This window comes from Pseudoalteromonas sp. A601 (assembly GCF_002165575.1).
In the GTDB taxonomy this organism is placed as follows: Bacteria; Pseudomonadota; Gammaproteobacteria; order Enterobacterales; family Alteromonadaceae; genus Pseudoalteromonas.
The window spans coordinates 258,692-282,907 of record NZ_MXQF01000002.1 but is presented as its reverse complement, the minus strand read 5'-3'; the positions used below and the strand labels follow the sequence as shown (position 1 = coordinate 282,907).

General features: G+C 39.8%; 22 protein-coding genes and 1 pseudogene. 17 read left to right on the top strand and 6 right to left on the bottom strand.

What is annotated here, in order from left to right; all coding sequences use genetic code 11:
- Positions 1-74 precede the first annotated feature (74 nt).
- Complete coding sequence (locus B5G52_RS02830; RefSeq protein ID WP_087531174.1) at positions 75-509, bottom strand: transcriptional repressor; 435 nt, start codon at positions 507-509, stop codon at positions 75-77.
- Between the two features lie 154 nt (positions 510-663).
- On the opposite strand from B5G52_RS02830, the pseudogene B5G52_RS22495 reads away from it, so the two are divergent.
- From B5G52_RS22495 to B5G52_RS02795, 8 genes and pseudogenes are all read left to right on the top strand, one after another.
- Positions 664-756, top strand: a pseudogene (locus B5G52_RS22495) (MarC family protein); the annotation flags it as partial.
- Between the two features lie 231 nt (positions 757-987).
- Positions 988-1,920: a tRNA dihydrouridine(20/20a) synthase DusA gene (gene dusA / locus B5G52_RS02825; RefSeq protein ID WP_087531173.1), complete on the top strand. Its 933-nt coding sequence runs from the start codon at positions 988-990 to the stop codon at positions 1,918-1,920.
- A gap of 259 nt (positions 1,921-2,179) precedes the next feature.
- On the top strand, positions 2,180-2,848 hold the full coding sequence (locus B5G52_RS02820; protein ID WP_087531172.1) for a PspA/IM30 family protein: 669 nt from the start codon (positions 2,180-2,182) through the stop codon (positions 2,846-2,848).
- An 11-nt stretch (positions 2,849-2,859) separates the two neighbouring features.
- Entirely contained in the window at positions 2,860-3,063 is a 204-nt protein-coding gene (locus B5G52_RS02815) for a PspC domain-containing protein (protein ID WP_087531194.1), read from the top strand.
- A gap of 10 nt (positions 3,064-3,073) precedes the next feature.
- The gene (locus B5G52_RS02810) at positions 3,074-3,406 is read left to right on the top strand and encodes a hypothetical protein (RefSeq protein WP_087531171.1); all 333 of its coding nucleotides are present in this window, start codon (positions 3,074-3,076) and stop codon (positions 3,404-3,406) included.
- A gap of 89 nt (positions 3,407-3,495) precedes the next feature.
- The gene (locus B5G52_RS02805; protein ID WP_087531170.1) at positions 3,496-4,017 is read left to right on the top strand and encodes a copper chaperone PCu(A)C; all 522 of its coding nucleotides are present in this window, start codon (positions 3,496-3,498) and stop codon (positions 4,015-4,017) included.
- A gap of 8 nt (positions 4,018-4,025) precedes the next feature.
- The gene (locus tag B5G52_RS02800) at positions 4,026-5,012 is read left to right on the top strand and encodes a DUF2333 family protein (protein WP_087531169.1); all 987 of its coding nucleotides are present in this window, start codon (positions 4,026-4,028) and stop codon (positions 5,010-5,012) included.
- A 3-nt stretch (positions 5,013-5,015) separates the two neighbouring features.
- Complete coding sequence (locus B5G52_RS02795) at positions 5,016-5,786, top strand: TIGR04219 family outer membrane beta-barrel protein (protein WP_087531168.1); 771 nt, start codon at positions 5,016-5,018, stop codon at positions 5,784-5,786.
- A gap of 25 nt (positions 5,787-5,811) precedes the next feature.
- Here B5G52_RS02795 and B5G52_RS02790 read toward each other — a convergent pair whose 3' ends face one another.
- Both B5G52_RS02790 and B5G52_RS02785 read right to left on the bottom strand, forming a co-directional pair.
- Complete coding sequence (locus B5G52_RS02790; RefSeq protein ID WP_087531167.1) at positions 5,812-6,699, bottom strand: TIGR03899 family protein; 888 nt, start codon at positions 6,697-6,699, stop codon at positions 5,812-5,814.
- Positions 6,668-7,246, bottom strand: a complete 579-nt coding sequence (locus B5G52_RS02785) for an SRPBCC family protein (RefSeq protein WP_087531166.1) — start codon at positions 7,244-7,246, stop codon at positions 6,668-6,670. Before B5G52_RS02785 ends, B5G52_RS02790 begins: the two co-directional genes overlap by 32 nt.
- A gap of 186 nt (positions 7,247-7,432) precedes the next feature.
- On the opposite strand from B5G52_RS02785, the gene B5G52_RS02780 reads away from it, so the two are divergent.
- Both B5G52_RS02780 and B5G52_RS02775 read left to right on the top strand, forming a co-directional pair.
- Entirely contained in the window at positions 7,433-9,628 is a 2,196-nt protein-coding gene (locus B5G52_RS02780; protein WP_087531165.1) for an EAL domain-containing protein, read from the top strand.
- Positions 9,629-9,731: 103 nt separating this feature from the next.
- The gene (locus tag B5G52_RS02775; RefSeq protein WP_087531164.1) at positions 9,732-11,906 is read left to right on the top strand and encodes a YgiQ family radical SAM protein; all 2,175 of its coding nucleotides are present in this window, start codon (positions 9,732-9,734) and stop codon (positions 11,904-11,906) included.
- A gap of 65 nt (positions 11,907-11,971) precedes the next feature.
- On the opposite strand, the gene B5G52_RS02770 is transcribed toward B5G52_RS02775, so the two are convergent.
- The 3 genes from B5G52_RS02770 to coaBC form a co-directional block, all read right to left on the bottom strand.
- Positions 11,972-14,731, bottom strand: coding sequence for a prolyl oligopeptidase family serine peptidase (locus tag B5G52_RS02770; RefSeq protein WP_087531163.1), 2,760 nt, complete (start codon positions 14,729-14,731; stop codon positions 11,972-11,974).
- Positions 14,732-14,906: 175 nt separating this feature from the next.
- Positions 14,907-15,494 (bottom strand): nucleoid occlusion factor SlmA, encoded by a 588-nt coding sequence (gene slmA / locus B5G52_RS02765; RefSeq protein ID WP_087531162.1) that lies wholly within the window; start codon positions 15,492-15,494, stop codon positions 14,907-14,909.
- Positions 15,495-15,606: 112 nt separating this feature from the next.
- Entirely contained in the window at positions 15,607-16,800 is a 1,194-nt protein-coding gene (coaBC, locus tag B5G52_RS02760; RefSeq protein ID WP_087531193.1) for a bifunctional phosphopantothenoylcysteine decarboxylase/phosphopantothenate--cysteine ligase CoaBC, read from the bottom strand.
- A gap of 164 nt (positions 16,801-16,964) precedes the next feature.
- On the opposite strand from coaBC, the gene radC reads away from it, so the two are divergent.
- The 7 genes from radC (at position 16,965) to aceE (ending at position 24,216) form a co-directional block, all read left to right on the top strand.
- Positions 16,965-17,639: a DNA repair protein RadC gene (radC, locus tag B5G52_RS02755; protein WP_087531161.1), complete on the top strand. Its 675-nt coding sequence runs from the start codon at positions 16,965-16,967 to the stop codon at positions 17,637-17,639.
- 273 nt (positions 17,640-17,912) lie between these two features.
- The gene (rpmB, locus tag B5G52_RS02750; protein ID WP_006793236.1) at positions 17,913-18,149 is read left to right on the top strand and encodes a 50S ribosomal protein L28; all 237 of its coding nucleotides are present in this window, start codon (positions 17,913-17,915) and stop codon (positions 18,147-18,149) included.
- An 11-nt stretch (positions 18,150-18,160) separates the two neighbouring features.
- Positions 18,161-18,316 (top strand): 50S ribosomal protein L33, encoded by a 156-nt coding sequence (gene rpmG / locus B5G52_RS02745; RefSeq protein WP_004587947.1) that lies wholly within the window; start codon positions 18,161-18,163, stop codon positions 18,314-18,316.
- A 141-nt stretch (positions 18,317-18,457) separates the two neighbouring features.
- The gene (gene ampD / locus B5G52_RS02740; protein ID WP_087531160.1) at positions 18,458-19,003 is read left to right on the top strand and encodes a 1,6-anhydro-N-acetylmuramyl-L-alanine amidase AmpD; all 546 of its coding nucleotides are present in this window, start codon (positions 18,458-18,460) and stop codon (positions 19,001-19,003) included.
- Between the two features lie 23 nt (positions 19,004-19,026).
- Positions 19,027-19,878 (top strand): beta-lactamase regulator AmpE, encoded by an 852-nt coding sequence (gene ampE, locus B5G52_RS02735; protein ID WP_087531159.1) that lies wholly within the window; start codon positions 19,027-19,029, stop codon positions 19,876-19,878.
- 825 nt (positions 19,879-20,703) lie between these two features.
- Positions 20,704-21,453, top strand: coding sequence for a pyruvate dehydrogenase complex transcriptional repressor PdhR (pdhR, locus tag B5G52_RS02730; RefSeq protein ID WP_087531158.1), 750 nt, complete (start codon positions 20,704-20,706; stop codon positions 21,451-21,453).
- 96 nt (positions 21,454-21,549) lie between these two features.
- Complete coding sequence (gene aceE, locus B5G52_RS02725) at positions 21,550-24,216, top strand: pyruvate dehydrogenase (acetyl-transferring), homodimeric type (protein WP_087531157.1); 2,667 nt, start codon at positions 21,550-21,552, stop codon at positions 24,214-24,216.

Sequence of the window (24,216 nt, the reverse complement as noted above, 5' to 3'; positions counted from 1 at the left end):
TTATCCCTTAAGGTTTACAGTTACACTGTTATTATACATTTAAGTGTAGCGGCTATTTTTACCGCTGCACAAAACTATTCAATACAAGACGCACATCTACCATGTGCTTCAATAGTTTGCCCTGAAACAACAAAGCCACTTTCACCGGCTAAGCTATTTAGCTCATGTGATATAACAGTGGAATGAAGCTCTTTAACAAAGCCACAACTATCACAGATTAAAAGTTGCACCGGATGAATATGATCAAAATGATGGCACAACATAAATGCATTCGTACTTTCTATTTTGTGAATAAAACCCAGCTCGGCTAAAAAATCAAGAGCTCGGTAAATAGTCGCTGGTTTTGCCCCAGATTCAGTGAGTTTTAATTGCTCTAATAAATCATAGGCACCAACACCACCTTGCGCACTTGCTAGAAGGCGAAATACTTTTTCACGGATTGGTGTGAATCGTGCGCCACGATTGTCACACACTTGTTTTGCTTTACTAACGAGTGATTCTATATTCATCTGCTCTTATCCTTACGCTACCATGATATACTAACATATTGTGTTGTAGTTGCAGCGTTTTTATTAGACAGTTTTATTTTAGGAAGTCTAGCTCTGAATTAATTTTTAGCGATATTTATCTTTTTTTCTGTTATTGATCCAATAGGCATGGTCCCTGTTTTTATTGCGGTTAGCGACTCATGTTCATAAATTAATAAGAGATAGTGGAACAAGTATAATTAGTCGGAGTATGGGGTTAATTTTATCTAGGTCGTAGTTTGATAATTTTAATGAACTCGATTTCATGGACGTTGAACTAGCTGGTATTAACTACGAAAACCTAGTAAAAGAAAACAGATAAACAGTTACTTAAGCTTCCCCTTATTTACGAAGAGCTTATCATTGAAGCGCTAGCGCTATTTGTGTAAAATGCAGCGCTTTTAATGTTGTTTTGCTGCCTAAGGATTTTACTTTGAATAGACGCTTTTCTGTTGCCCCCATGCTTGATTGGACAGATCGCCACTGCCGTACTTTTCATCGTAAAATGACAAAGCACACAGTGCTTTATACTGAGATGGTTACTACGGGCGCAATTTTGTTTGGTCGTGGTGATTACCTTCATTTTAATCAGCATGAAAATCCGGTTGCTTTGCAATTGGGAGGCTCTGATCCCCAAGCACTTGCTAAATGCGCTAAGTTGGCAGCAGAACGTGGTTATGATGAAGTCAATCTGAATGTTGGCTGTCCGTCTGACCGTGTTCAAAACGGGCGGTTTGGAGCCTGTTTAATGGGCGAGCCGCAACTTGTCGCTGATTGTGTTGCAGCAATGAAGGCCGAAGTGAATATACCAGTAACGGTTAAAACCCGCATAGGTATAGATGAGCAAGATTCATATGAGTTTTTATGTGAGTTGATTGAAGCCAGTCACAAAGTTGGCTGTGATGATTTTATTATTCATGCTCGTAAAGCGTGGTTAAATGGCTTAAGCCCTAAAGAAAACCGCGAAGTTCCTCCTCTTGATTATCCGCGAGTTTACCAACTTAAAAAAGATTACCCTCAATTACATTTAAGTTTAAATGGAGGTGTTAAAACAATAGCTGACAGTCAAACGCACCTTAAGCATTTAGATGGTGTAATGATTGGCCGTGAAGCCTATAGTAATCCATTTGTTTTAAGTGAAGTAGATGAAGCCATCTATAATGCACACCCTTTCACTTTATCTCGCCATGATGTAGTGCGTTCAATGTATGGCTATATTGAGGCAGAGATGCAGCAAGGGGCAAATTTTTGGCATATTGCACGACACATGTTAGGTATATTTCAAGGCCAGCCGGGAGCGAGAGGCTTTCGCCGTCATTTGTCTGAAAATGGGCATGGTAAACAAGCTGACTTGTCAGTAATGGACAAAGCATTAAGTTTCGTTCCTGAGTAATTAATTAGTAAGCAGGTTAATTGGCGTTATCATTCGAGTATAAAAGCTGCTTAATGCAGCTTTTTTGATCTTAAATATTAGTCAAAAAGTTAGTTTTTTAGTCAATTTGACACATCTATATTCAGCTCCAAGTCATCTTTCTTTATTGTCCATTAAGTTTAATTTATTGATTTTTAATGTGAAGTTTTTTAATTAACTAACTTGGCATAAGTCTTGGAATCTACTTGTTGTAATCACCCATCATCAACAGGAGATAATCATGGACATAATTAACCGCGTAACAGATCTTATTCAAGCAAACTTAGTTTCGGCATTAGATAAAGCTGAAGATCCAGAAAAATTATTAAACTTACTTATTCAACAAATGCAGCAAACACTTGATGAGTGTCGCTCAACAGCTGCAGTCATTCTATGTGAAGAAAAGGCATTAAAGCGTGAACAAGCACAAAAGCAAGTTAGCATTGATAGCTGGCAAACTAAAGCAGAGCTAGCTGTGGCAAAAGGAAGGGATGACCTCGCAACTGCTGCATTAAAAGAAAAACAACATGTAAGCGATGAGCTTGCAGCTATTGAGCCAGAGCTTGTTAAATTAGCCGATTCACTGAAGAAACTTCAAGACGATGCCCAGCGTTTACAAAGTAAATTGACTGAGGCAAAAGCAAAGCAGGCAAGCTTGCAAAAAGTTCATAACCTACTTGATGCCAGAATGCGTGTTAATCATCAATTAAATAGTGAAAAAATAGCAGATGCGTTATCCCGCTTTGATGTTATTGAGCGCCGTGTTGAGTCAATAGAGTCACAAGTTGATGCTTATGATATGACTAAAACGCAAAGTAGCACAGCAGAGCAAATTGATGCGCTAGTTAAAGATGAAGCAATAGAGCAAGAATTTGCAGCATTAAAAGTAAAAATGAAGCAAACAGCTTAGGAGATAATATGATGAATACTTATAACAATGAAAAGAATTGGTACAAAGACGCGTTGAATAAAAAACTTTCGGGTGTGTGTAGTGGTTTTGCACGTCGTTTTGACTTTCCTATCTGGGCGACACGATTAGTGACTATTCTGCTTTTTATTCAATTTCCATTGTTTATTGGTGGCGGTTATTTGGCTGCACATTTTTGCTTAGATACTAAGGCGTAGTGGGGGAGTCATGAAAATAATTGCAATTTGCGTATTAATAATCGTATTTATAATATATAGCCCATTTCAGGCGGTGCAGTTTGATTCATGGCAACTACCGCTTATTATTGCTGATTTAAGCTGGGTAGGTATTGAGCTATTTGGTGCGTTGCTTGCTGTTGTAGCTGTTATTGCTGTGATAGCTCTGGTAAGTGCGGGATTATTAGGGGCAGGTATTATTGTTGGGATGGGCGTGGTCTTAGCATTATTGTTTGGCTCTATAATGATAGCTTGGCCTTTATTACTCATTGCCTGCTTATGTTGGTTAATTTTAGATAATAAAAAAACAGCTAAATTTGATTAACCGTGGAGGCGTTGCTAATTTTACTGACTATTTTTTCACAATTATGCTAAATTTAGCCAATAAAATGATTTTTTATAACAAGGATAGAGATGACATTTAAGCCACTAATCACATTACTTTCATCGGCTCTTTTAGTTATGAGCCTATTTCTTCCGTCAATGGTAAAAGCACACGCAGATCATCACCATGATGAGGATAGTGAAATCATTGTAAACAATGCGCAGGTAAGAGTTTTCTTGCCAGCGAGCAAATCGACTGTAGGTTACCTAAGTATTGTTAATCATGGTAATGCTGATGTAACGCTAACTAAAGCCGCTATTGATGGTTTAGGGCGTGTAGAAATTCATGAGCATGCTCATGTTGATGGCATGATGAAAATGCAGAAAGTCGACACATTATTAATCAAAGCACATCAACAACTCGATTTTAAACCAGGCGGATATCATTTGATGGCGTTCGAGCCAAGCGAAGTAATAAAAGCCGGGCAAGAATTAAAACTCACGCTATATTTTAGTGATGGAAACCGAGTTTTTACTCAAGCCCAGGTTGTTTCTTTAGAAAGTCAGGTAGAACAAGCTTCACAATCTAAGCAGCATCACACGCATCATTAGGAGGTTAAATGTCACAACATAAAGGGAAAATTATTGGGACAATTGTACTCATATTTATTTTGTTTTACGCATTAGCTGTTTATTGGAGCGCAGAGCCAAGTCGAGTAAATGTGTTAACTCAAGCGCAGCAAGATGCCCAGCAACGCGGTGAAAAACTTGTTACAGGTTATACCACTACATCGGCGCTAATTAACGTAACCAGTACATTGTTAAATAAGCCTGGAGGCTATTTATCTAATGATATGATGCCGCCGAGTATACTTATGGATAATATGCCAGCTTGGGAGTATGGGGCGTTAGAGATGTCTCGTGATCTTGCTTTATCTATGCGCAAAGATTTTAGCCGTTCCCAATCTCAGTCTACTGAGCATGTAGCTTTGAAAAAAGCACAACCACAATTTAATATTAGCTCAGAGGCTTGGGCGTGGCCTAGTGCTGAAAGTGAATATCAAAAAGGTATCGATTTTTTAATTGTTTATCGAACGCAAATTGCAGATCAAAACGATCGTGAAAGTCAGTTTTATGCACGTGCTGACAATTTACGCAGTTGGTTAAAAGAGGCTGAAAAACGTCTTGGTAGTTTAAGCCAGCGTTTAAGTGCAAGTGTTGGCCAAGATAGATTAAATACCGATTTAGCGGGTGATAAAGAAGCTCATCAAGCGACCTATAGCCCACTACAGAATCAAGTTAAAACCTCATGGTGGGAAATAGATGACGTTTTTTACGAGTCGCGAGGGGCAACTTGGGCTTTATTACATTTTTTGCAAGCGGTAGAATACGACTTTGCTGATGTATTAGAAAAGAAAAATGCCCGTGTTAGCCTACAACAGATTATTCGTGAGTTAGAGGCAACCCAAGAAACTGTTTGGAGTCCGATGATTTTAAATGGTAGTGGTTTTGGACTTGTGGCAAATCACTCATTAGTAATGGCAAATTATATTTCACGAGCCAATGCGGCTCTTATTGAACTTAGCGAACTTTTAGCGCAAGGATAAAACATGAAAAAGTACTGTCTAGCTGCTGCCCTTTCAATGGCATGTTTGGCACCAGCAGCTCACGCTGACACTTTATTAGGTCTATACGTAGGTGTAGATGGTTGGAAAACGGATAATGACGGACAGTTTTCTTACAAAAATAATGCATCTCAAGATTTTAACTTTGAAGATGAAACTTTTGTAAGTTACTACGCTGCGCTTGAGCACCCAGTGCCACTAGTTCCAAATATAAAGCTAAAGTATACAGAGCTTGAACTTAATGGTGATGCAGTTATTGATGAGACGTTTAGCTTTAATGGCAGTAATTTTGCTAAAGGTAGGGAAGTAGACACAACTACAGATTTAACGCACATTGATTATATTTTATATTACGAAATTTTTGATAATGACTTAATTTCAATAGATCTAGGTTTAAATGCTAAACATTTTGATGGTGATATTGTTGTAAGCGACGTTACCCCAAATGTTGGTAATAACTTTACCGAAACAAAAAACTTCTCTGGCTTTGTTCCCCTTGCTTACGGCCGTGCTGAAGCAGGCTTACCATTTACGGGCTTAAGTGTATTTTTTGAAGGTAGCTTTTTGGCTATCGACGATAGTAAAGTACAAGATTATCAAGTAGGTGTAGCGTATGAACTTATTGATAACCTAGCGGTAGATGTAGCTATTAAAGCTGGTTACCGTTCTATGATATTAGAACTTGATGATGTTGATGATATTACAACTGATATTGATGCATCAGGCCCATTTGCGGGTATCCAAGTTCACTTCTAAATCACTTTAGATGTTCATCGTGGCATTACTTATTAGTGTGCCACGTAACTTCAAACTCTTCCTCTAGCGCCGTGCTTAATAGTTGTTTATATCCCTTATTAATTGGGATGTTGATAAGTTTTCGTAGTTCATCACCCGTTTGTGTGAATTTATAGTAACTCAATACTAAATCGTTGTTTTTAGATTTCAGTGTAACGCGCTGGTTTAAAAATATTAGATTGAGTTCTTGCTCGCTTTTAAGTGCCGCAGATTCTATTTCTTTACGATAAATTAAACCTATGTCCATTAAGGTGAGTACATCAGGAAAACTAAGTCCGGCTTTACCTAAATTAAGCGAGACCTTATTCCCTTTACGTAGTAAGTCAAAAATAGAGGGTTTTTTGTAAAACCCTAGAAGGATGAGATGGCTGTCATCTTTTTCATTAAAACCGCATATAGCAGTACATTTTTGCAATGCATCGGCTTCACGTTGGGTCATTTGTTTGAGAGTTTGTAGACTCTTAATTGAAAAAGTACCAGGAGAGACTGTTTCACCTGCTAAGATTTTAGCCCAAAGCTTTTGCATCGACTCACTCGATGTATCTTCACACAATGCAATAAAGCGCTCAACCCAGTCGCTATCAGGCTGCCCGTTGCAGGTAACATCAGGACAAAAGCTCAATGCCATAGCCATTATTGCTTCAATATTTTGTTGTTGATTCACTAAAAGCAGCTGTTGCCGGTTTTGTGCGCGAGTCAGTACTGTATTGTCGCTGTTTATTTTATACGGCAATTTACTTTGCCCTTGAGCACTATAACTGTTATCGCTATCAGAGCTTATGCGAGTAGAGCTATTCTTTACCATCGCATAGCCAAGCTTTGACTCTATAATATGTGCTAGGTTAATTTTTGCTTGAGCTGCTTTGACTGTCATCGTGACTCTCGTTATCTATGATGTGTAATTGCATAGTGGTTTTTAAGTTATTAAGGCCAAGTTCAACCGTATTAGTCAAAATATATTGATTTAATAAGGCCAGATAGCCACCAACAAGTGACGTTGTTACTTCTGCGGTGATCTCACAAACAACACGCGTGTAAGTTTGTTGCTCAAAAAAACTAATTATTCCGCTGGCAATATGCTCATCATTAAATAAAATATTAAACTTGATGGTGGATTCACTAATACTTGTGATAGTCATTTCTCCAGCGCCCCACTGGCTTTGCCAAAATTGATGGGCGCCTACTCCAGAGCTCGGCTCAGCGATGTAAAACTTAATGCTCGGGTCGAGTTTTTCCCATGGCGACCAAATCTGCCATCTGCCAAAATCGCTGATATACGGTGCTATTTCAGTTGCTTTAGCATTTATTTTGACGCTTTTACTTACTTGGTATTGTTGCGGTAACAATAAGCCAACAACAACAATTACAATGCTAATAAAGAAAGTAAACCGTATAAATTTTTGTAAAATCTTAATATTCATTCCTTAAAATATAATTGATTTCGAGTGTAACAAGGCGTTAATCATTGACTATAATAGCTAATATGTCATTTACCTATATTAAACATTATTACTGTACCATATGCCAAATAATGATAAGTTAAAATCTTATAGGACATGGTTTTAGTTTAGGTGCCGTGCGCAGTATTTATAATTGAAGGATTTATAATGTCGTCAGAGCACAATGATTTTTTATTTACTGATCATGAAGAAGAGCCGCTTACTGAAACTATACCTTCAGGGTATTGGGATATCTTAATCGTTGATGATGACCCTGAAATTCATTCTGTTACTAAACTTGCACTATCAGGTGTAGAGCTCTGGGGAAAGGCGTTACGTTTTCATCATGCTTACTCCGGCAGTGAAGCCGTTGAATTACTTTGTGGTATTAGTGATGTGTCTGTTTTATTGCTTGATGTTGTTATGGAATCTGATGATGCAGGTCTAAAAGTAGTAAAAGAAGTGAGAGAGACATTAAAAAATCATAATGTGAGAATAATCTTACGTACTGGTCAGCCGGGTTATGCGCCGGAAGAACAGGTAATACGTAATTATGATATTAATGATTATAAAACTAAAACTGAGCTGACCCGCAGTAAGTTAGTAACCTCTTTAGTGACAGCTATTCGCTCGTATGAGCAAGTTTGCAAATTAGAATATCAAAGCAAAGCACTGAATAATATTCTATGCGCTTCAAAAGCTATTTTAGGTTTTACGGATATTAAAGCATTCACCATGGCTGTGATAAAACAGTTATCGGTGATACTCGATTGCAAACCAAGAGGCATTGTGTGCGGCACATTAGATGACAATAATCGGGTATTTGTATTAGGTGGTTGCAGCGAGTTTAGTGAATTTTTTGGTCAAGGAATTGAGCAGCTTGATGATGGCCGAATAATTCTACAAGTGCAAAAATGCTTAGAGCTGGGTGAACATCAATACACCGAACACGACACAACATTTTTATTAAAAAGTAAAAACCGCCAAGCAGCATTATTTTTAGACTATGCAAAACAGCCAAGTTTAGATCAATTACAATTTGCAGAAATATTTTTAACTAACGTTAGTGTGGGGTTAGATAACGTTAGGTTATTTAACCGACTCAGGGACGCTGCGTTTAAAGATGCACTGACAGGTCTTGCTAATCGTACTGATTTTATTGAGCAAATAGAAAAGTACCATAGAGTGAATAATAACGAACATGTCTTTGTGATAATAGATGTGGCTCATTTTTCAGATATAAATAATGGTCTTGGTCAAGAAGCTGGCAATCACTTATTGGTTGCCATCGTTGAGAGGCTAAAGCAGGAATACTCAACCGCCAAGCTGTTATCGCGTATTGGCGCTGATGTGTTTGGTTTTTTAATAGAACGCGAACGCTTTGATACAGAAGAATTGTTTGAACATCTAAATTTGCCTTTTCTTGCTGCTGAGCATGTGTTGCCAATTAAATTTAGAGTAGGTGTGTGTGAGCAAAAGGATTTTCAAGCAGCAGGAATGCAAACATTAAAGCTTGCTTATATAGCACTGAATCAAGCAAAGAAACAAAAAAGTAATTTGACGGTTTACTATACTCCAGATATGGAAGAGCAGATGACGTGGCGATTAGGCATTATTCGTCAACTGCGCCAAGATTTTGAAAGTAATAAATTAGAAGTGTGGTACCAACCGCAATTTGCTCTTGATGATTTATCATTAATTGGTTGTGAAGCTCTGTTACGTTGGCCATCAGGGCAAGGCAATTATATATCTCCTGCTATTTTTGTGCCACTTGCAGAAGATGCAGGGTTGATTGTTGATATTGGTCAATGGGTGTTAGAGCAAGCGTGTCAGCAGCAAAAGCGTTTAGAGGCTATGGGCATTTTTGTGCGAATTGCAGTGAATGTATCAGTGCCGCAATTTAAAGTTAATGGTTATGCACAGCAAGTAATAAATACCTTATTAAAATATCAGGTATCACCAAAGTACATTGAGCTTGAGGTGACTGAAAGCGTGGTAATGGACGAACTTGGCATGGTAATAGCTACTCTGCAAGAATTAAAAAACTGCGGTATTGAAGTGGCGATTGATGACTTTGGAACAGGTTTTTCGTCATTGAGTTATTTGCAAAAATTGCCAGTTAATCGTTTGAAAATTGACCGCGATTTCATTAAAGATATTCCAGATAACGACTCGGGGGCTATTGCTGCACTGGTTATTGCACTAGGCGCTCAGTTAGGTCTGAAAACAATTGCGGAAGGTGTTGAAACTCAAGCACAAGCAGATTTACTCAAGCAACTAGGCTGTAATGAAGTGCAAGGTTTTATGTACGCAAAACCAATGCCTGAAGCCGAGCTAGTTCAATTTATTGAACAGCAGAGGTAGCCACAAAGGCTGCTATTAAAGTATTTAGGATAATCGTTAATATCGCTTAACGATTTATTCGGGTATACTTTGCGACCTTTTTTAAAGCAATTGGTCATTAATTATGAGCGCACTAAAAGCCGAGCGAGCCTTATTCTCATACCCTAAGTATTGGGCTGAGTGTTATGGCACTGCACCATTTTTACCAACTACACGACAAGAAATGGATGCACTTGGCTGGGATAGCTGCGATATCATTATAATTAGTGGCGATGCTTATGTTGATCACCCTAGTTTCGGCATGGCGGTTATTGGCCGAGTACTCGAAGCGCAAGGTTTTAGAGTCGGCATTATTGCCCAGCCGGATTGGCAATCTAAAGATGCCTTCATGGAGCTTGGCCGCCCAAATCTATTTTTTGGTGTGACTGCCGGTAACATGGACTCGATGATCAACCGTTATACGGCTGAAAAGCGTATGCGCCATGATGATGCTTACACACCGGATAATATCGGCGGTAAGCGTCCAGATCGTGCCGTTATGATTTACTCGCAAAAATGCCGCGAAGCCTATAAAGGTATCCCTATTGTTATTGGCGGTATAGAAGCGAGCCTGCGCCGTATAGCACACTATGATTATTGGCAAGAAAAAGTACGCCGTAGTATTTTATTTGATGCCAAAGCTGACATTCTTATTTATGGTAATGCTGAGCGCCCGCTGGTGGAAGTTGCTCATCGTATTGCTGCTGGCGAAACCATGGACACCATTCAAGACATTCGTGGTACTGCGGTGATTCGTAAGGAGCCTATTCCAGGGTGGCGTGGTAGTGATTCTACAGCCATTGATAAAATTGGCAAAATAGATCCTATTCCTAACCCATACGGCGCTGACGATGTAGGCTGTAGTAAAAGTGAATTTAAAAAAGCGGGCATTGATTTAAAAGCTGAAGCCGCTAAGCCGATTACTATACAACCGGCACGCCCTAAACCTTGGGAAAAAACCTACGTAAAGTTACCTGCGTTTGAACAAGTAAGCGTTAATAAACCCTTGTATGCACACGCCTCACGTATTTTGCACCAAGAGACTAACCCAGGTTGTGCCCGTGCGTTATTTCAACGCCATGGCGATCGCTCTATTTGGGTAAACCCACCGGCATACCCGTTAGAAACTCATGAAATGGATGCCGTATTTGGTCTGCCTTATCAGCGTATTCCACATCCAAGTTATGGTGATGCGAAAATTCCTGCGTACGATATGATCAAAACCTCGGTGAATATTATGCGCGGTTGTTTTGGTGGTTGCTCGTTCTGTTCAATAACAGAGCATGAAGGACGCATTATTCAAAGTCGTTCGCAAGAATCGATTATTGATGAAATTGAACAAATTCGCGATAAGGTGCCTGGTTTTACTGGGGTGATCTCAGATTTAGGTGGCCCAACTGCAAACATGTATAAGTTGCGTTGTAAGAGTAAAAAAGCTGAGAGTACGTGCCGCCGTTTATCATGTGTTTATCCTGACATTTGTAAGCATATGGACACCGACCATACTCCAACCATCGATTTGTATAAAAAAGCCCGTGAAGTAAAAGGAGTGAAAAAAATCCTTATAGCATCGGGTGTGCGTTATGACTTGGCTGTACAAGATCCTCGCTATGTTAAAGAATTAGTGACTCACCATGTCGGTGGTTACTTAAAAATAGCACCGGAGCATACTGAAGATGGCCCATTATCTAAGATGATGAAGCCGGGCATGGGCGCATATGATCAGTTTAAAGAGCTATTTGATAAGTATTCTAAAGAAGCGGGTAAAAAGCAGTATTTGATCCCGTATTTTATCTCAGCTCACCCAGGCACAAAAGATGAAGACATGGTCAACATGGCATTGTGGCTTAAATCAAATGACTTTAAGCTCGACCAAGTACAAAACTTTTATCCATCACCGATGGCCAATGCGACCACGATTTATCATACTGAGATGAATTCGTTACGTAATATTAAAAATAACACTGAGCAAGTAGCAGTACCAAAAGGTGCGCGTCAACGTCGCTTACATAAAGCTATTTTACGTTATCACGATCCAGCTGGTTGGCCGATGATCCGTGAAGCATTACGCAAAATGGGTAAAGCAAAGCTTATTGGTAAAGGACCTAACTGCTTAGTACCAGAAGAAAGCCGCGATGAAAAATCAGCTAAGCCAGGCAAGGGGGGTCGCCCAGCGTTGAGTCGCCATACTGGCTTTAGTCAGTTTAAAAAGGCCAATACCAAGCCTAAAGTGGGCGGTAACCGCCAGCGCGCAAGATAACTTAAGCGCTCATAAAAACGCCCAGCAATTGCTGGGCGTTTTTATATAGCTGCTTATTCTTCAGCTTATTCCTCAATAAATGCTTCACCTTCAGTCATCCATTTAGCGGCCGGTTTGCCTTTTAAATAGTGATCAAAGTACTGCATCATACGAATCGAGAAATCCACTTGGTTCGGGAATTTCTTTAAATGATGTGGTTCGCCTTCGTATTGTAAGAAGGTGGCATCTTTACCAGCACGGCGCAGTGCTAAGTAATATTGCACACCTTCATGCCATGGCACAGCGTCATCTTTATCACCAAACATGATTAAGATAGGGGTATTTACTTTGTCGGCAAAAAACACCGGTGAGTTTTCAATATAAAGCTCAGGCGCTTCAAACAAGTTTTTACCGATACGGCTTTGCCCTGTTTCATATTGAAACTGGCGCGCAAGCCCTGACTTTAAGCGAATACCACTGTAGGCACTGGTCATGTTAGATACTGGGGCACCCGATACTACGGCTTTAAACATATCAGTTTCGGTGATCATAAAAGCACTTTGATATCCCGCCCATGAATGGCCTTGTAAGCCAATTTTATCTGGATCGGCTATACCTAAATCAATTAGCTTTTGTGTCGCGTTGATCATGGTTTGCGTTGACGATTTACCTGGATGACCTATTTCAAAGCGAATATCAGGTAAAAAGATTGCGTAACCGTTTGATGTGAACATCGGGAAGTTAGGGCGATGATTTAGCTCCATTTTAGGAAAGTCATACATGCGTTGACTCATATAACGGTAAAAATACACCACCACTGGCACTTTATCGCCTTTTTTGTAGCCCGCAGGTTTAATGAGTACGCCTTGTAGGTCTTCTCCATCAAACCCTTTATAGCTGATAAGCTCAGGCGCTTGGCCCCATGCAAAGTTATCAACTTGCGGGTTTAAATTAGTGACCTTTTGTGGCTTATTAAAGCTAAAATCAGTTTGGTAAATATCAGGGAACTGCTGATAGGTTTGCTCAGTAAATAAATACTTATTGGCGTGTTTCGCTTTTTTAATAACATCAAAGCGTTTGTTGCCAGTTAAAACTTTAGCAATAGAGTTATCTGTTAGGTTTAACTTGGTAATTTCAGTTTGCTTATCTTGTAAATTTGTTGCGCTCAATAGCAAAGTTTGGCCTTTAGTAAAGCCTACAAGGTCTTTATCAAGCTTGATAACACGATATTGCGTGTTGCTTTCTTTACCATTTGTTAAACGTGTTGCCTGCTGCGTATTTACGTCAAACGCCCAAACATCGTATTTACTATAAACCAATACTTGGCTGCTATCGTTAAGCCAGCCTGCAAAGCCATAGCCTGGTTGTGCTGATGGGTAGTCGTGCTTGTCATCAGCAAAAGTTGCTTGAATCGCTTTAGTTAACGTACTTACTTTATTGTTAGCTAAATCTTTAAGTTGTACATGGCTGTCATTAAAATAAGCAGCAAACTGACCATTTGGCGATAAGCTTGGTCTAAACGGATAGTCTTTAATAATCGCTTTCTGTGCGCCGGTTTTTACATCTACTGCGTAGTAATCAGCAAAAAAGCCACCATACATAATGCGTTCTAAATACGCTTGGTTAGAGTAGCCAAGCAGTGCATCGCGTTTTGTATTGAGTGCTACTTCAGGCATCTCAGGTGTACTTAATTGTACTGACGTGTTGTTGCTTAGGAAGTAAACACTTTGATAGTGGCGGTTTTTATTGGCTTTATTCCATTGTTGCTCTTCACGAGGTTTAATTTCAGCATCGTTATTGTGCCAAACATTTAAGCCTTTTTGGTCGCGAATAGTATCGTAATCATACAATGATGCTTCATCGGTATATTCTTTTGCTTTTATTTTAGCTGCAAGCTTTGGTCTGTTTTCAAAGTATAGGCGTTCACCGTCTTCTGACCATTCTAGCTTAGCCGTTTTGCCTATTTGCCATGCTGTATTAGCCGATTTTATATCAGTTAGTTGCTCGTTTTTATAAAGCTTTAATTGGTAGTCACGGCGGCGCATATCATCATTGACATAATTGCCTAGAGTAAAGGCCACAATATTTTGTGTTGGGTGCCACGCTATTTTATTAACTACAACACCTGGCTCATCAATCAGCACGCTGCTGGTAAAGCCATTGTTAAGCTCTAGCAAAGTAACTTGGTTATCTGTGCCATCACTGTCTACTTGGCTTGCAAGCAATTGGCTTGCATTACTGCTTATTGCGTAACTGAACACCTGTGAGATAGTATAGCTAGTTTTATTGTTTAAGTTAACAACGATTAAATCATAAGACGTGTCTTTTTTATCTGGTTTGATTTCACTTGTTTTGTTGCTATCAGTGCCACTCGAATCATCTTCTTTATCGGCTTTTTTATTTACGCGGTAAGCGAGCCAATTACCATCATCTGAAAGCTTATAGTCTTTTACATCATCAAACTGTTGTTGCCCACCACTGAGGGTATTAACTAACACGAGGTTATTTTTAAGTGTGTCTTTCTTTTTAGTGGTTTCTTTTTCGAGCAAGGTAGGGGTTTGAGTAAATACAACCCAGTTAGCGGCTTTGTTTATTGTTGGTTTTGTTCCGCGAGGTACTTCTGCAATCAATTTGTTATTAGTTAGGTTATAAACTTGGCCAGTTGCATCACCACGGTAAGGTGCCGCGCTAAAGGTAAGAATATTACCATCTTCAGATAGCTGAGTCCCTTTGGCTGCTTTAAAATCAAATACATCTTTAAATTGTAGTGCATCTTTAGCATTTGCTGTTGCACTACTTAAGCTTGCTACAAGGGCAATGCTGAGTAGAGAGAGTTGCGCTTTCATTATTAATTCTCGTTTTGTTTCATTACCCTTATCATAACGAGTTTGTTAAACAATTCGAGTAGAAGCGATAAGCGCACGAAAATGAGAGTTAAGATAGCAAATACAAAAAAACCTTGTAAGCATAACTCACAAGGTTAATGTTTTAGCAAACTAGCAAACTAGCAAACTAGCAAACTTATAACCAAATCTTTTGTAGTTCTAGCCACTGCTTTTCAAATTGAGCGCTTGGTTTAACCTTAAAGTCACTACGAACAAATTGATTCATTTTACCTTCAATATAGGCTAGTAAAAAGTTTGCTATTGTAAGTTCATCACTTTGGAAAGTTTTTCCTTCGCGTAGTTTTCGTTCACGTAACACTTGTTTTATTTGAGTTTCTAGCTTTTCAAATAAACTTTGTACACGTTCTCGTAATCGCTCTTGCTCACCTTGTAGTGCATCGCCGGTTAGAATTCGGGTGATACCTGGGTTTTTTTCAGCGAACGCCAACAGCAGTAATAAAATATTGTAGATGCGGCTTTGGGTTTCTTTTTCGTTTTCAAGGATAAGGTTAATGCGTGACAATAGCGTATCTTCAATAAACTCAATCAAGCCTTCAAACATCCGTGCTTTACTCGGGAAATGACGATAAAGCGCAGCTTCAGACACACCTACTTCGGCAGCGAGTTTTGCCGTAGTTATACGTTGTCCTAGGCTGGTTTCTAGCATCTGTGCGAGTGCTTGTAGTATTTGCTCTTTGCGATTACTTCTTTTTGTCGCAGGCATGAACATTCCTTTCTTTTAATTATTTATTGAGCTTCGCCAGTGTTGGCCACTCATTTTTTGAGCTAATGAGTGGTGGTATGTTAATGTTTTATTCAGCTTCTTTCCAGCCTTTTTACAATCGTTTAGCAAGCTCAGTCATCACACTTAGTGCGAGCGCACTTTTTGTATCTATTGCTAATTCTTTTTGCTCAGTATGCCAGTACAGTGTTAAAGCATTATGATCTGAGTTAAAGCCTAAGCCTGATTGTGATACGTCATTTGCACAAATCATATCGAGGTTTTTATTGGTCAGTTTACCTTTGGCGTAGCTAGCAACATCTTGTGTTTCTGCAGCAAAGCCTACGGTATATGGTCGCCCTTGAGTTAGGTTTGCTACCGCAGCAATTACATCTGGATTTTTTACTAATGTAAGAGTGAGCTCATCACCTTGTTTTTTCATTTTTTGTTCAGCAATATTTGCAGCACGATAATCGGCCACTGCGGCGCAGCCAATAAATACATCAGATTGTCTTGCCAGAGAAAGAGACTCTTGAAGTAATTGTTCTGCGCTTTCAATATTTGTAAGTTTTGCTGCGCTCGGCGGAGTGATAGTAACAGGGCCTGATATAAGGTTTACCGTTGCACCTAAGTCAAGTGCTGCTTGTGCAAGTGCGTAGCCCATTTTTCCTGAACTATGATTAGATATAAAACGAACAGGATCAAGAGGCTCACGAGTGGGGCCTGCGGTAATTGTAACTGTTTTACCAGCGAGCAACTGTGGCTGAGTTGGCTTAGTGCAAAGAGTAGCTAACTCGCTTGGTTCGAGCATTCTTCCTGCGCCAATATCACCACACGCTTGCTCGCCTTTACCTGGCCCCCAAATGTCTACACCGCGCTGAGCTAGCGTTGATAAGTTAGCTTGGGTGGCTGGGTGAGCATACATTTGCTGGTTCATGGCAGGCGCGATGGCTACTTTTGCTGGTGTTGCTAATAATAAGGTTGTTAGTAGGTCATCAGCGATGCCTGCAGCCATTTTTGCAATGATATTACTGGTGGCAGGGGCAACCAAAATTAAATCAGCCCATTTGGCAAACTCAATATGGCCCATTGCAGCTTCTGCAGAAGGGTCTAGCAACGAGTCTGATACCATTTCACCGCTAACGGCTTGCATAGTTAAAGGTGTTATAAAATGTTTTGCTGACTCGGTCATAACCACTTTTATCTCGCAGCTTTGCTCTTTTAATCGCCTTACTAGCTCTGCGCATTTATAAGCCGCAATACCACCGGTGATCCCAAGTACAATTTTTTTATTTTTTAACTTTGTCATTAACTCTGCCATGTGCTGATAAAACCTTTGTCGATATGCACTAACGATAGCAAATCTTTGGCTTTGGCACGAAGCTTTTAATTTGAATTTTATTTACGGTTTTACAGGCGAAATTTTATTTTTAGATTACAGTTAAATGAAAGGTTTGTTTTAGGGACAAAATAATGCAGCTGAATTCATTACCTGTGGAGCAACGCCCGCGTGAAAAATTATTAAATAAGGGGGCAAAGTCGCTAAGCGATGCTGAGTTGTTAGCTATATTCTTACGAACAGGCTTGCCTGGTATGAATGCCGTTGAGCTTGCACAACATTTAATGACTCAAAATGAAACACTGCACAATTTATTTAATGCATCATTGGAAGATTTTTGCGCCCAAAAAGGCTTAGGCACAGCAAAGTACGTACAATTGCAAGCCGTACTAGAGCTCAGTAGGCGTTATATGATAGAGCAATGCCAGCGAAAAGCGGTATTTAATTCACCGCAATCAGTCTACGACTATTTAACTCTTGAACTTAGAGGCTTACAGCAAGAAGTTTTTATGGTGCTATATCTTGATAGCCAAAATAGACTTATTAAAGAGGAGACGCTTTTTTATGGCACTATTAACTCAGCATCGGTTTATCCGCGTGAGGTTGTAAAAGCAGCGCTTAAAAATAATGCCGGGGCACTTATATTAGCCCATAACCACCCATCAGGCATTGCTGAGCCCAGTCAAGCAGACAAACTTATCACTAATAAATTGCAGCAAGCATTACAATTAGTTGACATAAATATCTTAGATCACATCATTGTGGGTGCAGATAATTGTATTTCGTTCGCAGAGAGGGGCCTTATTTAGCTTTGCTTACTAGTTAAGTGTGTTAAAAATAGGCTGTTTAAGTGTTTTTGACAAATTAGTTTAATTTAAATGCAGTTTTTACTTTCCCTAAGGGCTTTCGATCTTTATAATTAGCCGCTATCAAATTTACATATGAGCTGATTGGATAGATCATTGTTTGATCTTTGCCTGTAAAAGCTGTATAAAGAGCGCCCTTCGATTTATTCTCTAGGGCAGAAATACATGGCCTTAGGTTAAATTAAGCTCGAGCGAAGTTATTGGAGATATATAGACATGTCTAAAGTATGTCAAGTTACAGGTAAGCGTCCTGCGGTTGGTAATCACCGTTCACACGCGAGAAACGCGACTAGACGTCGTTTCCTACCTAACCTACAAACACACCGTTTTTGGGTTGAAAGTGAAAAACGTTTTGTAACATTACGCACTACTACTAAAGGTATGCGTATTATCGATAAAAAAGGCATCGACGCGGTTCTTACAGAAATCCGTGCTCGCGGCGAAAAAGTTTAAGGAACTGAATCATGCGCGATAAAATCCGTTTAGTTTCAACTGCTGGTACTGGTTTTTTCTACACTACCGACAAAAACAAGCGTAACATGCCTGAAAAAATGGAAATCAAAAAGTTCGATCCTAAGGCTCGTAAACACGTGATTTTCAAAGAAGCTAAAATCAAGTAATTTTAGTTCTCTTCAGAATATCAAAAACCCAGCTTATGCTGGGTTTTTTGTTTTTAGCCAACTCTCAGCGCTGCTTTCGGCTATCATTAACTTTATAAATCCTTTAGCATAATCAACAAATTGTCATGGCGGTAAGCTACTATGTATATTGATAATGCGGGAAAGGTACAAGGAGTCATTCAGCGAGCATGTACTCATTTCGATGAGCGACCATGCGCAGAAGACATTTCTTTATTAGTTATTCATAATATTTCATTGCCAGCAGGGCATTTTGCAACACCTTATGTAGATGATTTATTTATGGGGAATATTGATTGCCTAGCTCATCCTTCTTTTAGCGATCTGCAAGGGCTTAGAGTGTCAGCTCATTGTTTTATTAAGCGTACGGGCGAGGTTATACAGTATGTGCCGTTTACAAAGCGAGCTTGGCATGCAGGGAAATCTGATTTTTTAGGACGTGAACAATGCAATGATTTTAGTATTGGTATTGAGCTTGAAGGAACAGATGTGAGTGGATATACCCAAATGCAATATAATGCATTACAATCATTAACTAAGTTATTGATGAATAAATACCCCGCAATAACTAAAAAACGTATTGTTGGGCACTGTGATATTGCGCCAGGGCGAAAAACAGATCCTGGTGAAAGCTTTGATTGGCAACATTATTTAGCTGCCCTTTTTTAACCTGCTTTAGCAAAGAGACCGCTATGATTTTAATTTCTATTATTATCGCATTGATTTTGGAACGTTTAGGTGCACGCTCAGATTATTGGCAGATAAGCCATTATGCACAGAGCTATTTAACACGCTCTAATAGGCAGCTAAGCGAAAAAGGCTTGTTTAATTCTAACCATGGATTTTTAATTTGGTTAATTCTGCCAGTTATAGCAATCGCTTTGATTTATACGTTTTCTGATTTTGTGCTTTGGCAACTTGCTGTCAATATTGTGGTGCTATTGGTTTGCTTTGGTTGTGCTAAACATCGTGCTTTATATAAGTCTTACTTAAATGCACTCACCAGAGAAGACCGTGAGGCGGCTAGCCTATATGCCTTACAAATGGGCCAAAACAAAACTGAAGATGAACCTGATGGTGAAACGTTTGGGCAAACATTGGCCTGGATAAATTTTCGTTTTTATTGTGCGGTCATTTTTTGGTTTGTCATATTAGGTGCGCCAGGTGCTGTGCTTTATGCACTAGTGAGGACTTATGCTGATTTAGTACGCGAAGACAAAAAAGTCGCATATGTGGCACGCTTCAAATTGATTCATAAATTATTATTTTGGTTTGATTGGCTACCGGCACGTATTACCAGCTTTGGCTTTTTAGTTATTGGTAATTTTAATAAAGGCACGAGTTGCTTATTGCGTTATGCATTTGACTTTTCAGTGAGTAATCGAAAAGTAGTGACAAATACCGCATTAGCAGCGGAGCAAATTGAGCAGCAGCACTTTGGTTGTGCGGTTGAAGCAACCTGTATGATGAAGCTGGTAAAGCGTAATGTTTTGTTTTATTTAGTGCTGATTGCTTTGCTTACCTTGTTTGGTGGTTTGGCGTAAGGGGTAGTGAAAGGTTCTAGGTTCTAGGAAAGTGACTAGGAGCTAGGTGTATTCATAGCTCACAGCCCATGGTTATTTCTTCTCGGTGTAGCGCGAAGCGTCTCGGTGCCCTCGGTGATAAAAATTGTTTAAGTGATTAATTCACCACAGAGATCAAGAAGAGCACAGAGGAAAGATTAAAGACTTTCGGTGCTAGGGAAGTAACTAGGCGCTAGGTGTATACATAGTTCGTAACCCGCAGCCCGTGGTTTTTCTCATTTTATTCTCATTCACTTCTCTGTGCAAAATGGTTTTAAGTGATTTATTCACAAAGAGGTAAAGAGGCGCTTCGCTTATGAGGTTAAAGGTGTACTTTACTTTGTGGGAACATGCTTTAGCCGTGATTGTTCTAGGTTCTGTGTTAAAGCCAATCGGCGCTAAAGCGTTCTCCTACGATGGTATATAGTGTTAAATACATTTTTATAGCCCGAAGTTCGCTATCCTTAGCTCGTGGCTTTTTTCATTCACTTCTCTGTATACAAAAGTCTCTAAGTCATTTATTGATAGTAAACTGTCCGCTTCTCAGGTGGTAGCTATCTGGTCAGACCATTTTGTGTTTTATTAAAAGCCCTTCCCAAAGTCAGCGGTTATCACCTGCTGTTTAATCTTTGAGCTAAATGCGTTAGGCTAGTTTTGTATGCGGGCTGCTCATGAAATTGACAGTAAACTTGCTTTTTGATAACGTATGACCAAAATTTGGTATGACCAATTTACCTTTTGGTTTCGGCTACAGGCACAAACTGGTATTTATGAAGCCATAGCCTATTACAACGCGGACGTTGATTAATGTCTTTAAAGATTAAAGCAGCAAAATTGTCGGATGTTATTTTACAGCAACTTGAGAATATGATTCTTGAGGGATCATTAGCACCGGGCGAAAAATTGCCGCCAGAGCGTGAACTAGCTAAACAGTTTGAAGTGTCTCGCCCTTCATTGCGTGAGGCGATTCAAAAGCTAGAGGCTAAAGGGTTGGTCACGCGCCGCCAAGGTGGTGGCACGTTTGTAAAGAATCAGCTGGAAGAAGGATTAACTGATCCGTTATTTGATTTGATCAGTAAGCACCCAGAATCACAGTTTGATTTATTAGAGTTTCGTCATGCACTCGAAGGTATTGCCGCATACTATGCAGCACTTCGTGGCACCAGTACTGATTTTGAGAAAGTTAAGCAAAGCTTTGAGTGTATCGCTTTAGCGAACGATGATTTACAACAAAAAGCCAAAGCAATTAATGCATTTCATTTTAGTGTTGCAGAGTCTTCACATAATGTTGTGTTGCTTCACTTAGTGCGCGGGATGCAAGCACTACTTGAACAAAATGTATTACAGAATTTAACGGTATTGCTAGAAAAACCGCATATTAGTAAGCAGTTAGCAGAGCATCGCCGTTTATTAATGGATGCAGTTATAGAAGGGAATCCTGAACAAGCTCGTCTTGCTAGTAATGCTCACTTAGCTTTCATTGAAGAAGCGCTACTTGAAGCAGGCAAAGAGCACTCGCGTATTGAACGTAGTTTAAGACGCACTAAACAGAATTAGAAACAAGATAATAATTTAACCAAGTACGGTATTGAAACACACAATACACAGTATTAATTAAAAACATTCGTATTTTAAACATAAGGAAACCTCCGTATGTCTGAAGTCAATAAAATTGACGTAGACGCGCTAGAAACACAAGAGTGGTTACAAGCTCTTGAATCAGTTGTGCGTGAAGAAGGTGTTGAACGTGCTCAGTTTTTACTTGAGCAAGTATTAGAGCAAGCCCGTTTAGACGGTGTTGATATGCCTACAGGCATCAACACAAACTACGTTAATACGATTCCGGTAGAACAAGAGCCTGCTTACCCAGGGGATGTTAACCTTGAGCGCCGTATTCGTTCTATTATTCGTTGGAACGCGATCATGATTGTATTGCGTGCATCGAAAAAAGATCTCGACTTAGGCGGCCATATGGCGTCTTATCAGTCTTCTGCTGCTTTTTATGAAGTGTGTTTTAACCATTTCTTTAAAGCACCGAATGACGTAGACGGTGGTGACTTAGTTTATTACCAAGGTCATATTTCTCCAGGTATCTACGCACGTGCATTTGTTGAAGGTCGTTTATCTGCTGCCCAGTTAGATAATTTCCGCCAAGAAGTAGACGGTAACGGTTTGCCATCATACCCTCACCCTAAGTTAATGCCTGAGTTTTGGCAGTTCCCTACAGTATCTATGGGCCTTGGTCCTATCGCGTCTATTTATCAAGCGCGTTTCTTAAAATACTTAGATGGTCGAGGCTTAAAAAATACTAAAAACCAACGTGTATACGCGTTTTTAGGTGATGGTGAAATGGATGAGCCAGAATCACGTGGTGCTATCTCTTTTGCTGCTCGTGAGAAGTTAGATAACCTTTGCTATCTAATCAACTGTAACTTACAACGCTTAGATGGCCCAGTAATGGGTAACGGTAAGATCATTCAAGAGCTTGAAGGTCTATTCAAAGGTGCTGGCTGGAACGTAATTAAAGTTGTATGGGGCAGTGGTTGGGATATCTTACTTGCTAAAGATACAACGGGTAAGTTATTACAATTGATGAACGAAACTATCGATGGTGATTACCAAACATATAAAGCGAAAGACGGTGCTTACGTACGTGAACACTTCTTTGGTCGTTACCCTGAAACAGCAGCACTTGTTGCTGATATGACAGATGACGAAATTTTTGCGCTTAAGCGTGGTGGTCATGAGCCATCTAAACTATACGCTGCATTCAAAAAAGCTGAACAAACAAATGACCGTCCAACGGTTATCTTAGCTAAAACTGTAAAAGGTTACGGCATGGGTGAAGCGGCTGAAGGTAAAAATATTGCTCACCAAGTTAAGAAAATGGACATGACACATGTTGAACACTTACGTTCGCGTTTAGGTCTACAAGATCTTGTGTCTGATGAAGCAATTAAAGACTTACCTTACTTAGAGCTTGAAGAAGGCTCTGAAGAGTACAAGTACTTACATGCTCGTCGTAAAGACTTAGAAGGTTATACACCTACTCGTATCCCTAATTTCTCTGAAAAACTACAGCTACCAGAAGTAGAAGCATTCAAGCCATTACTTGAAGAGCAAAAGCGTGATATTTCAACAACAATGGGCTTTGTGCGTGCACTTAACGTGTTACTAAAAGACAAAGGTATTGGCAAAAACATCGTGCCAATCATTGCTGATGAAGCGCGTACATTTGGTATGGAAGGTTTATTCCGTCAAATCGGTATTTATAACCCGCATGGCCAAAACTACACGCCACAAGACCGTGATATTGTTTCTTACTATAAAGAAGCCACATCAGGTCAGGTACTGCAAGAAGGTATCAATGAGTTAGGCGCAATGTCATCGTGGGTTGCTGCGGCAACGTCTTACAGCACGAATGACTTACCAATGATCCCATTTTACATCTACTATTCAATGTTCGGTTTCCAACGTGTTGGCGATATGGCATGGATGGCGGGTGACCAACAAGCACGTGGTTTCTTACTCGGTGCAACGGCGGGTCGTACAACACTAAATGGTGAAGGTCTACAGCACGAAGATGGTCACAGCCATATTCTTGCAAACACTGTACCTAACTGTATCTCTTATGACCCAACGTATGCGTACGAAGTAGCGGTGATCATTCAAGATGGTATTCGTCGTATGTACGGTGAAGATCAAGAAAACATTTACTACTACCTAACGCTAATGAATGAAAATTACGCGCAACCAGCAATGCCTGAAGGTGCTGAAGAAGGTATTCGTAAAGGTATTTATAAGCTTGAAAGCTACGAAGGCAAAAAAGCCAACGTACAGTTGCTAAGCTCAGGTACTATCATGACTGAAGTACGTAAAGCGGCAGCTATCTTAAGTGATGACTATGGCATTGCATCAGATGTTTTCTCTGTAACGTCATTCAACGAACTTACTCGTGATGGTCAAGACGTTGAGCGTTCAAACATGCTTAACCCTGAAGGTGAGCAAAAAACTGCTTACATCACTAGCGTATTAAATGATTCAGTGACAGTTGCTGCAACGGATTACATGAAAAACTACGCTGAGCAAGCGCGTTCTTTCATTCCTAGCAGCAACTACAAAGTGTTAGGTACTGACGGTTACGGTCGTTCAGACAGCCGTGAAAACTTACGTCGTCACTTTGAAGTTAACGCAGGTTATGTTGTTGTTGCTACGTTATCTGAACTTGCTAAACGTGGTGAAGTTGAAAAGTCAGTGGTTGTTGAAGCACTTAAGAAGTTCGACATCGACACTAACAAACTTAACCCACTGTACGCTTAA

Excerpts from the sequence above, each read along its gene's own strand:
- B5G52_RS02805 (WP_087531170.1), top strand. The coding sequence starts at position 3,496 with ATGACATTTAAGCCACTAATCACATTACTTTCATCGGCTCTTTTAGTT.
- B5G52_RS02770 (WP_087531163.1), bottom strand. The coding sequence starts at position 14,731 with ATGAAAGCGCAACTCTCTCTACTCAGCATTGCCCTTGTAGCAAGCTTA.
- coaBC (WP_087531193.1), bottom strand. The coding sequence starts at position 16,800 with ATGACAAAGTTAAAAAATAAAAAAATTGTACTTGGGATCACCGGTGGT.
- B5G52_RS02820 (WP_087531172.1), top strand. The coding sequence starts at position 2,180 with ATGGACATAATTAACCGCGTAACAGATCTTATTCAAGCAAACTTAGTT.
- pdhR (WP_087531158.1), top strand. The coding sequence starts at position 20,704 with ATGTCTTTAAAGATTAAAGCAGCAAAATTGTCGGATGTTATTTTACAG.
- slmA (WP_087531162.1), bottom strand. The coding sequence starts at position 15,494 with ATGCCTGCGACAAAAAGAAGTAATCGCAAAGAGCAAATACTACAAGCA.
- B5G52_RS02815 (WP_087531194.1), top strand. The coding sequence starts at position 2,860 with ATGAATACTTATAACAATGAAAAGAATTGGTACAAAGACGCGTTGAAT.
- B5G52_RS02790 (WP_087531167.1), bottom strand. The coding sequence starts at position 6,699 with ATGACAGTCAAAGCAGCTCAAGCAAAAATTAACCTAGCACATATTATA.
- aceE (WP_087531157.1), top strand. The coding sequence starts at position 21,550 with ATGTCTGAAGTCAATAAAATTGACGTAGACGCGCTAGAAACACAAGAG.
- B5G52_RS02775 (WP_087531164.1), top strand. The coding sequence starts at position 9,732 with ATGAGCGCACTAAAAGCCGAGCGAGCCTTATTCTCATACCCTAAGTAT.
- ampE (WP_087531159.1), top strand. The coding sequence starts at position 19,027 with ATGATTTTAATTTCTATTATTATCGCATTGATTTTGGAACGTTTAGGT.
- B5G52_RS02780 (WP_087531165.1), top strand. The coding sequence starts at position 7,433 with ATGTCGTCAGAGCACAATGATTTTTTATTTACTGATCATGAAGAAGAG.
- radC (WP_087531161.1), top strand. The coding sequence starts at position 16,965 with ATGCAGCTGAATTCATTACCTGTGGAGCAACGCCCGCGTGAAAAATTA.
- B5G52_RS02795 (WP_087531168.1), top strand. The coding sequence starts at position 5,016 with ATGAAAAAGTACTGTCTAGCTGCTGCCCTTTCAATGGCATGTTTGGCA.
- B5G52_RS02830 (WP_087531174.1), bottom strand. The coding sequence starts at position 509 with ATGAATATAGAATCACTCGTTAGTAAAGCAAAACAAGTGTGTGACAAT.
- dusA (WP_087531173.1), top strand. The coding sequence starts at position 988 with ATGCTTGATTGGACAGATCGCCACTGCCGTACTTTTCATCGTAAAATG.
- ampD (WP_087531160.1), top strand. The coding sequence starts at position 18,458 with ATGTATATTGATAATGCGGGAAAGGTACAAGGAGTCATTCAGCGAGCA.
- B5G52_RS02810 (WP_087531171.1), top strand. The coding sequence starts at position 3,074 with ATGAAAATAATTGCAATTTGCGTATTAATAATCGTATTTATAATATAT.
- rpmB (WP_006793236.1), top strand. The coding sequence starts at position 17,913 with ATGTCTAAAGTATGTCAAGTTACAGGTAAGCGTCCTGCGGTTGGTAAT.
- B5G52_RS02800 (WP_087531169.1), top strand. The coding sequence starts at position 4,026 with ATGTCACAACATAAAGGGAAAATTATTGGGACAATTGTACTCATATTT.
- rpmG (WP_004587947.1), top strand. The coding sequence starts at position 18,161 with ATGCGCGATAAAATCCGTTTAGTTTCAACTGCTGGTACTGGTTTTTTC.
- B5G52_RS02785 (WP_087531166.1), bottom strand. The coding sequence starts at position 7,246 with ATGAATATTAAGATTTTACAAAAATTTATACGGTTTACTTTCTTTATT.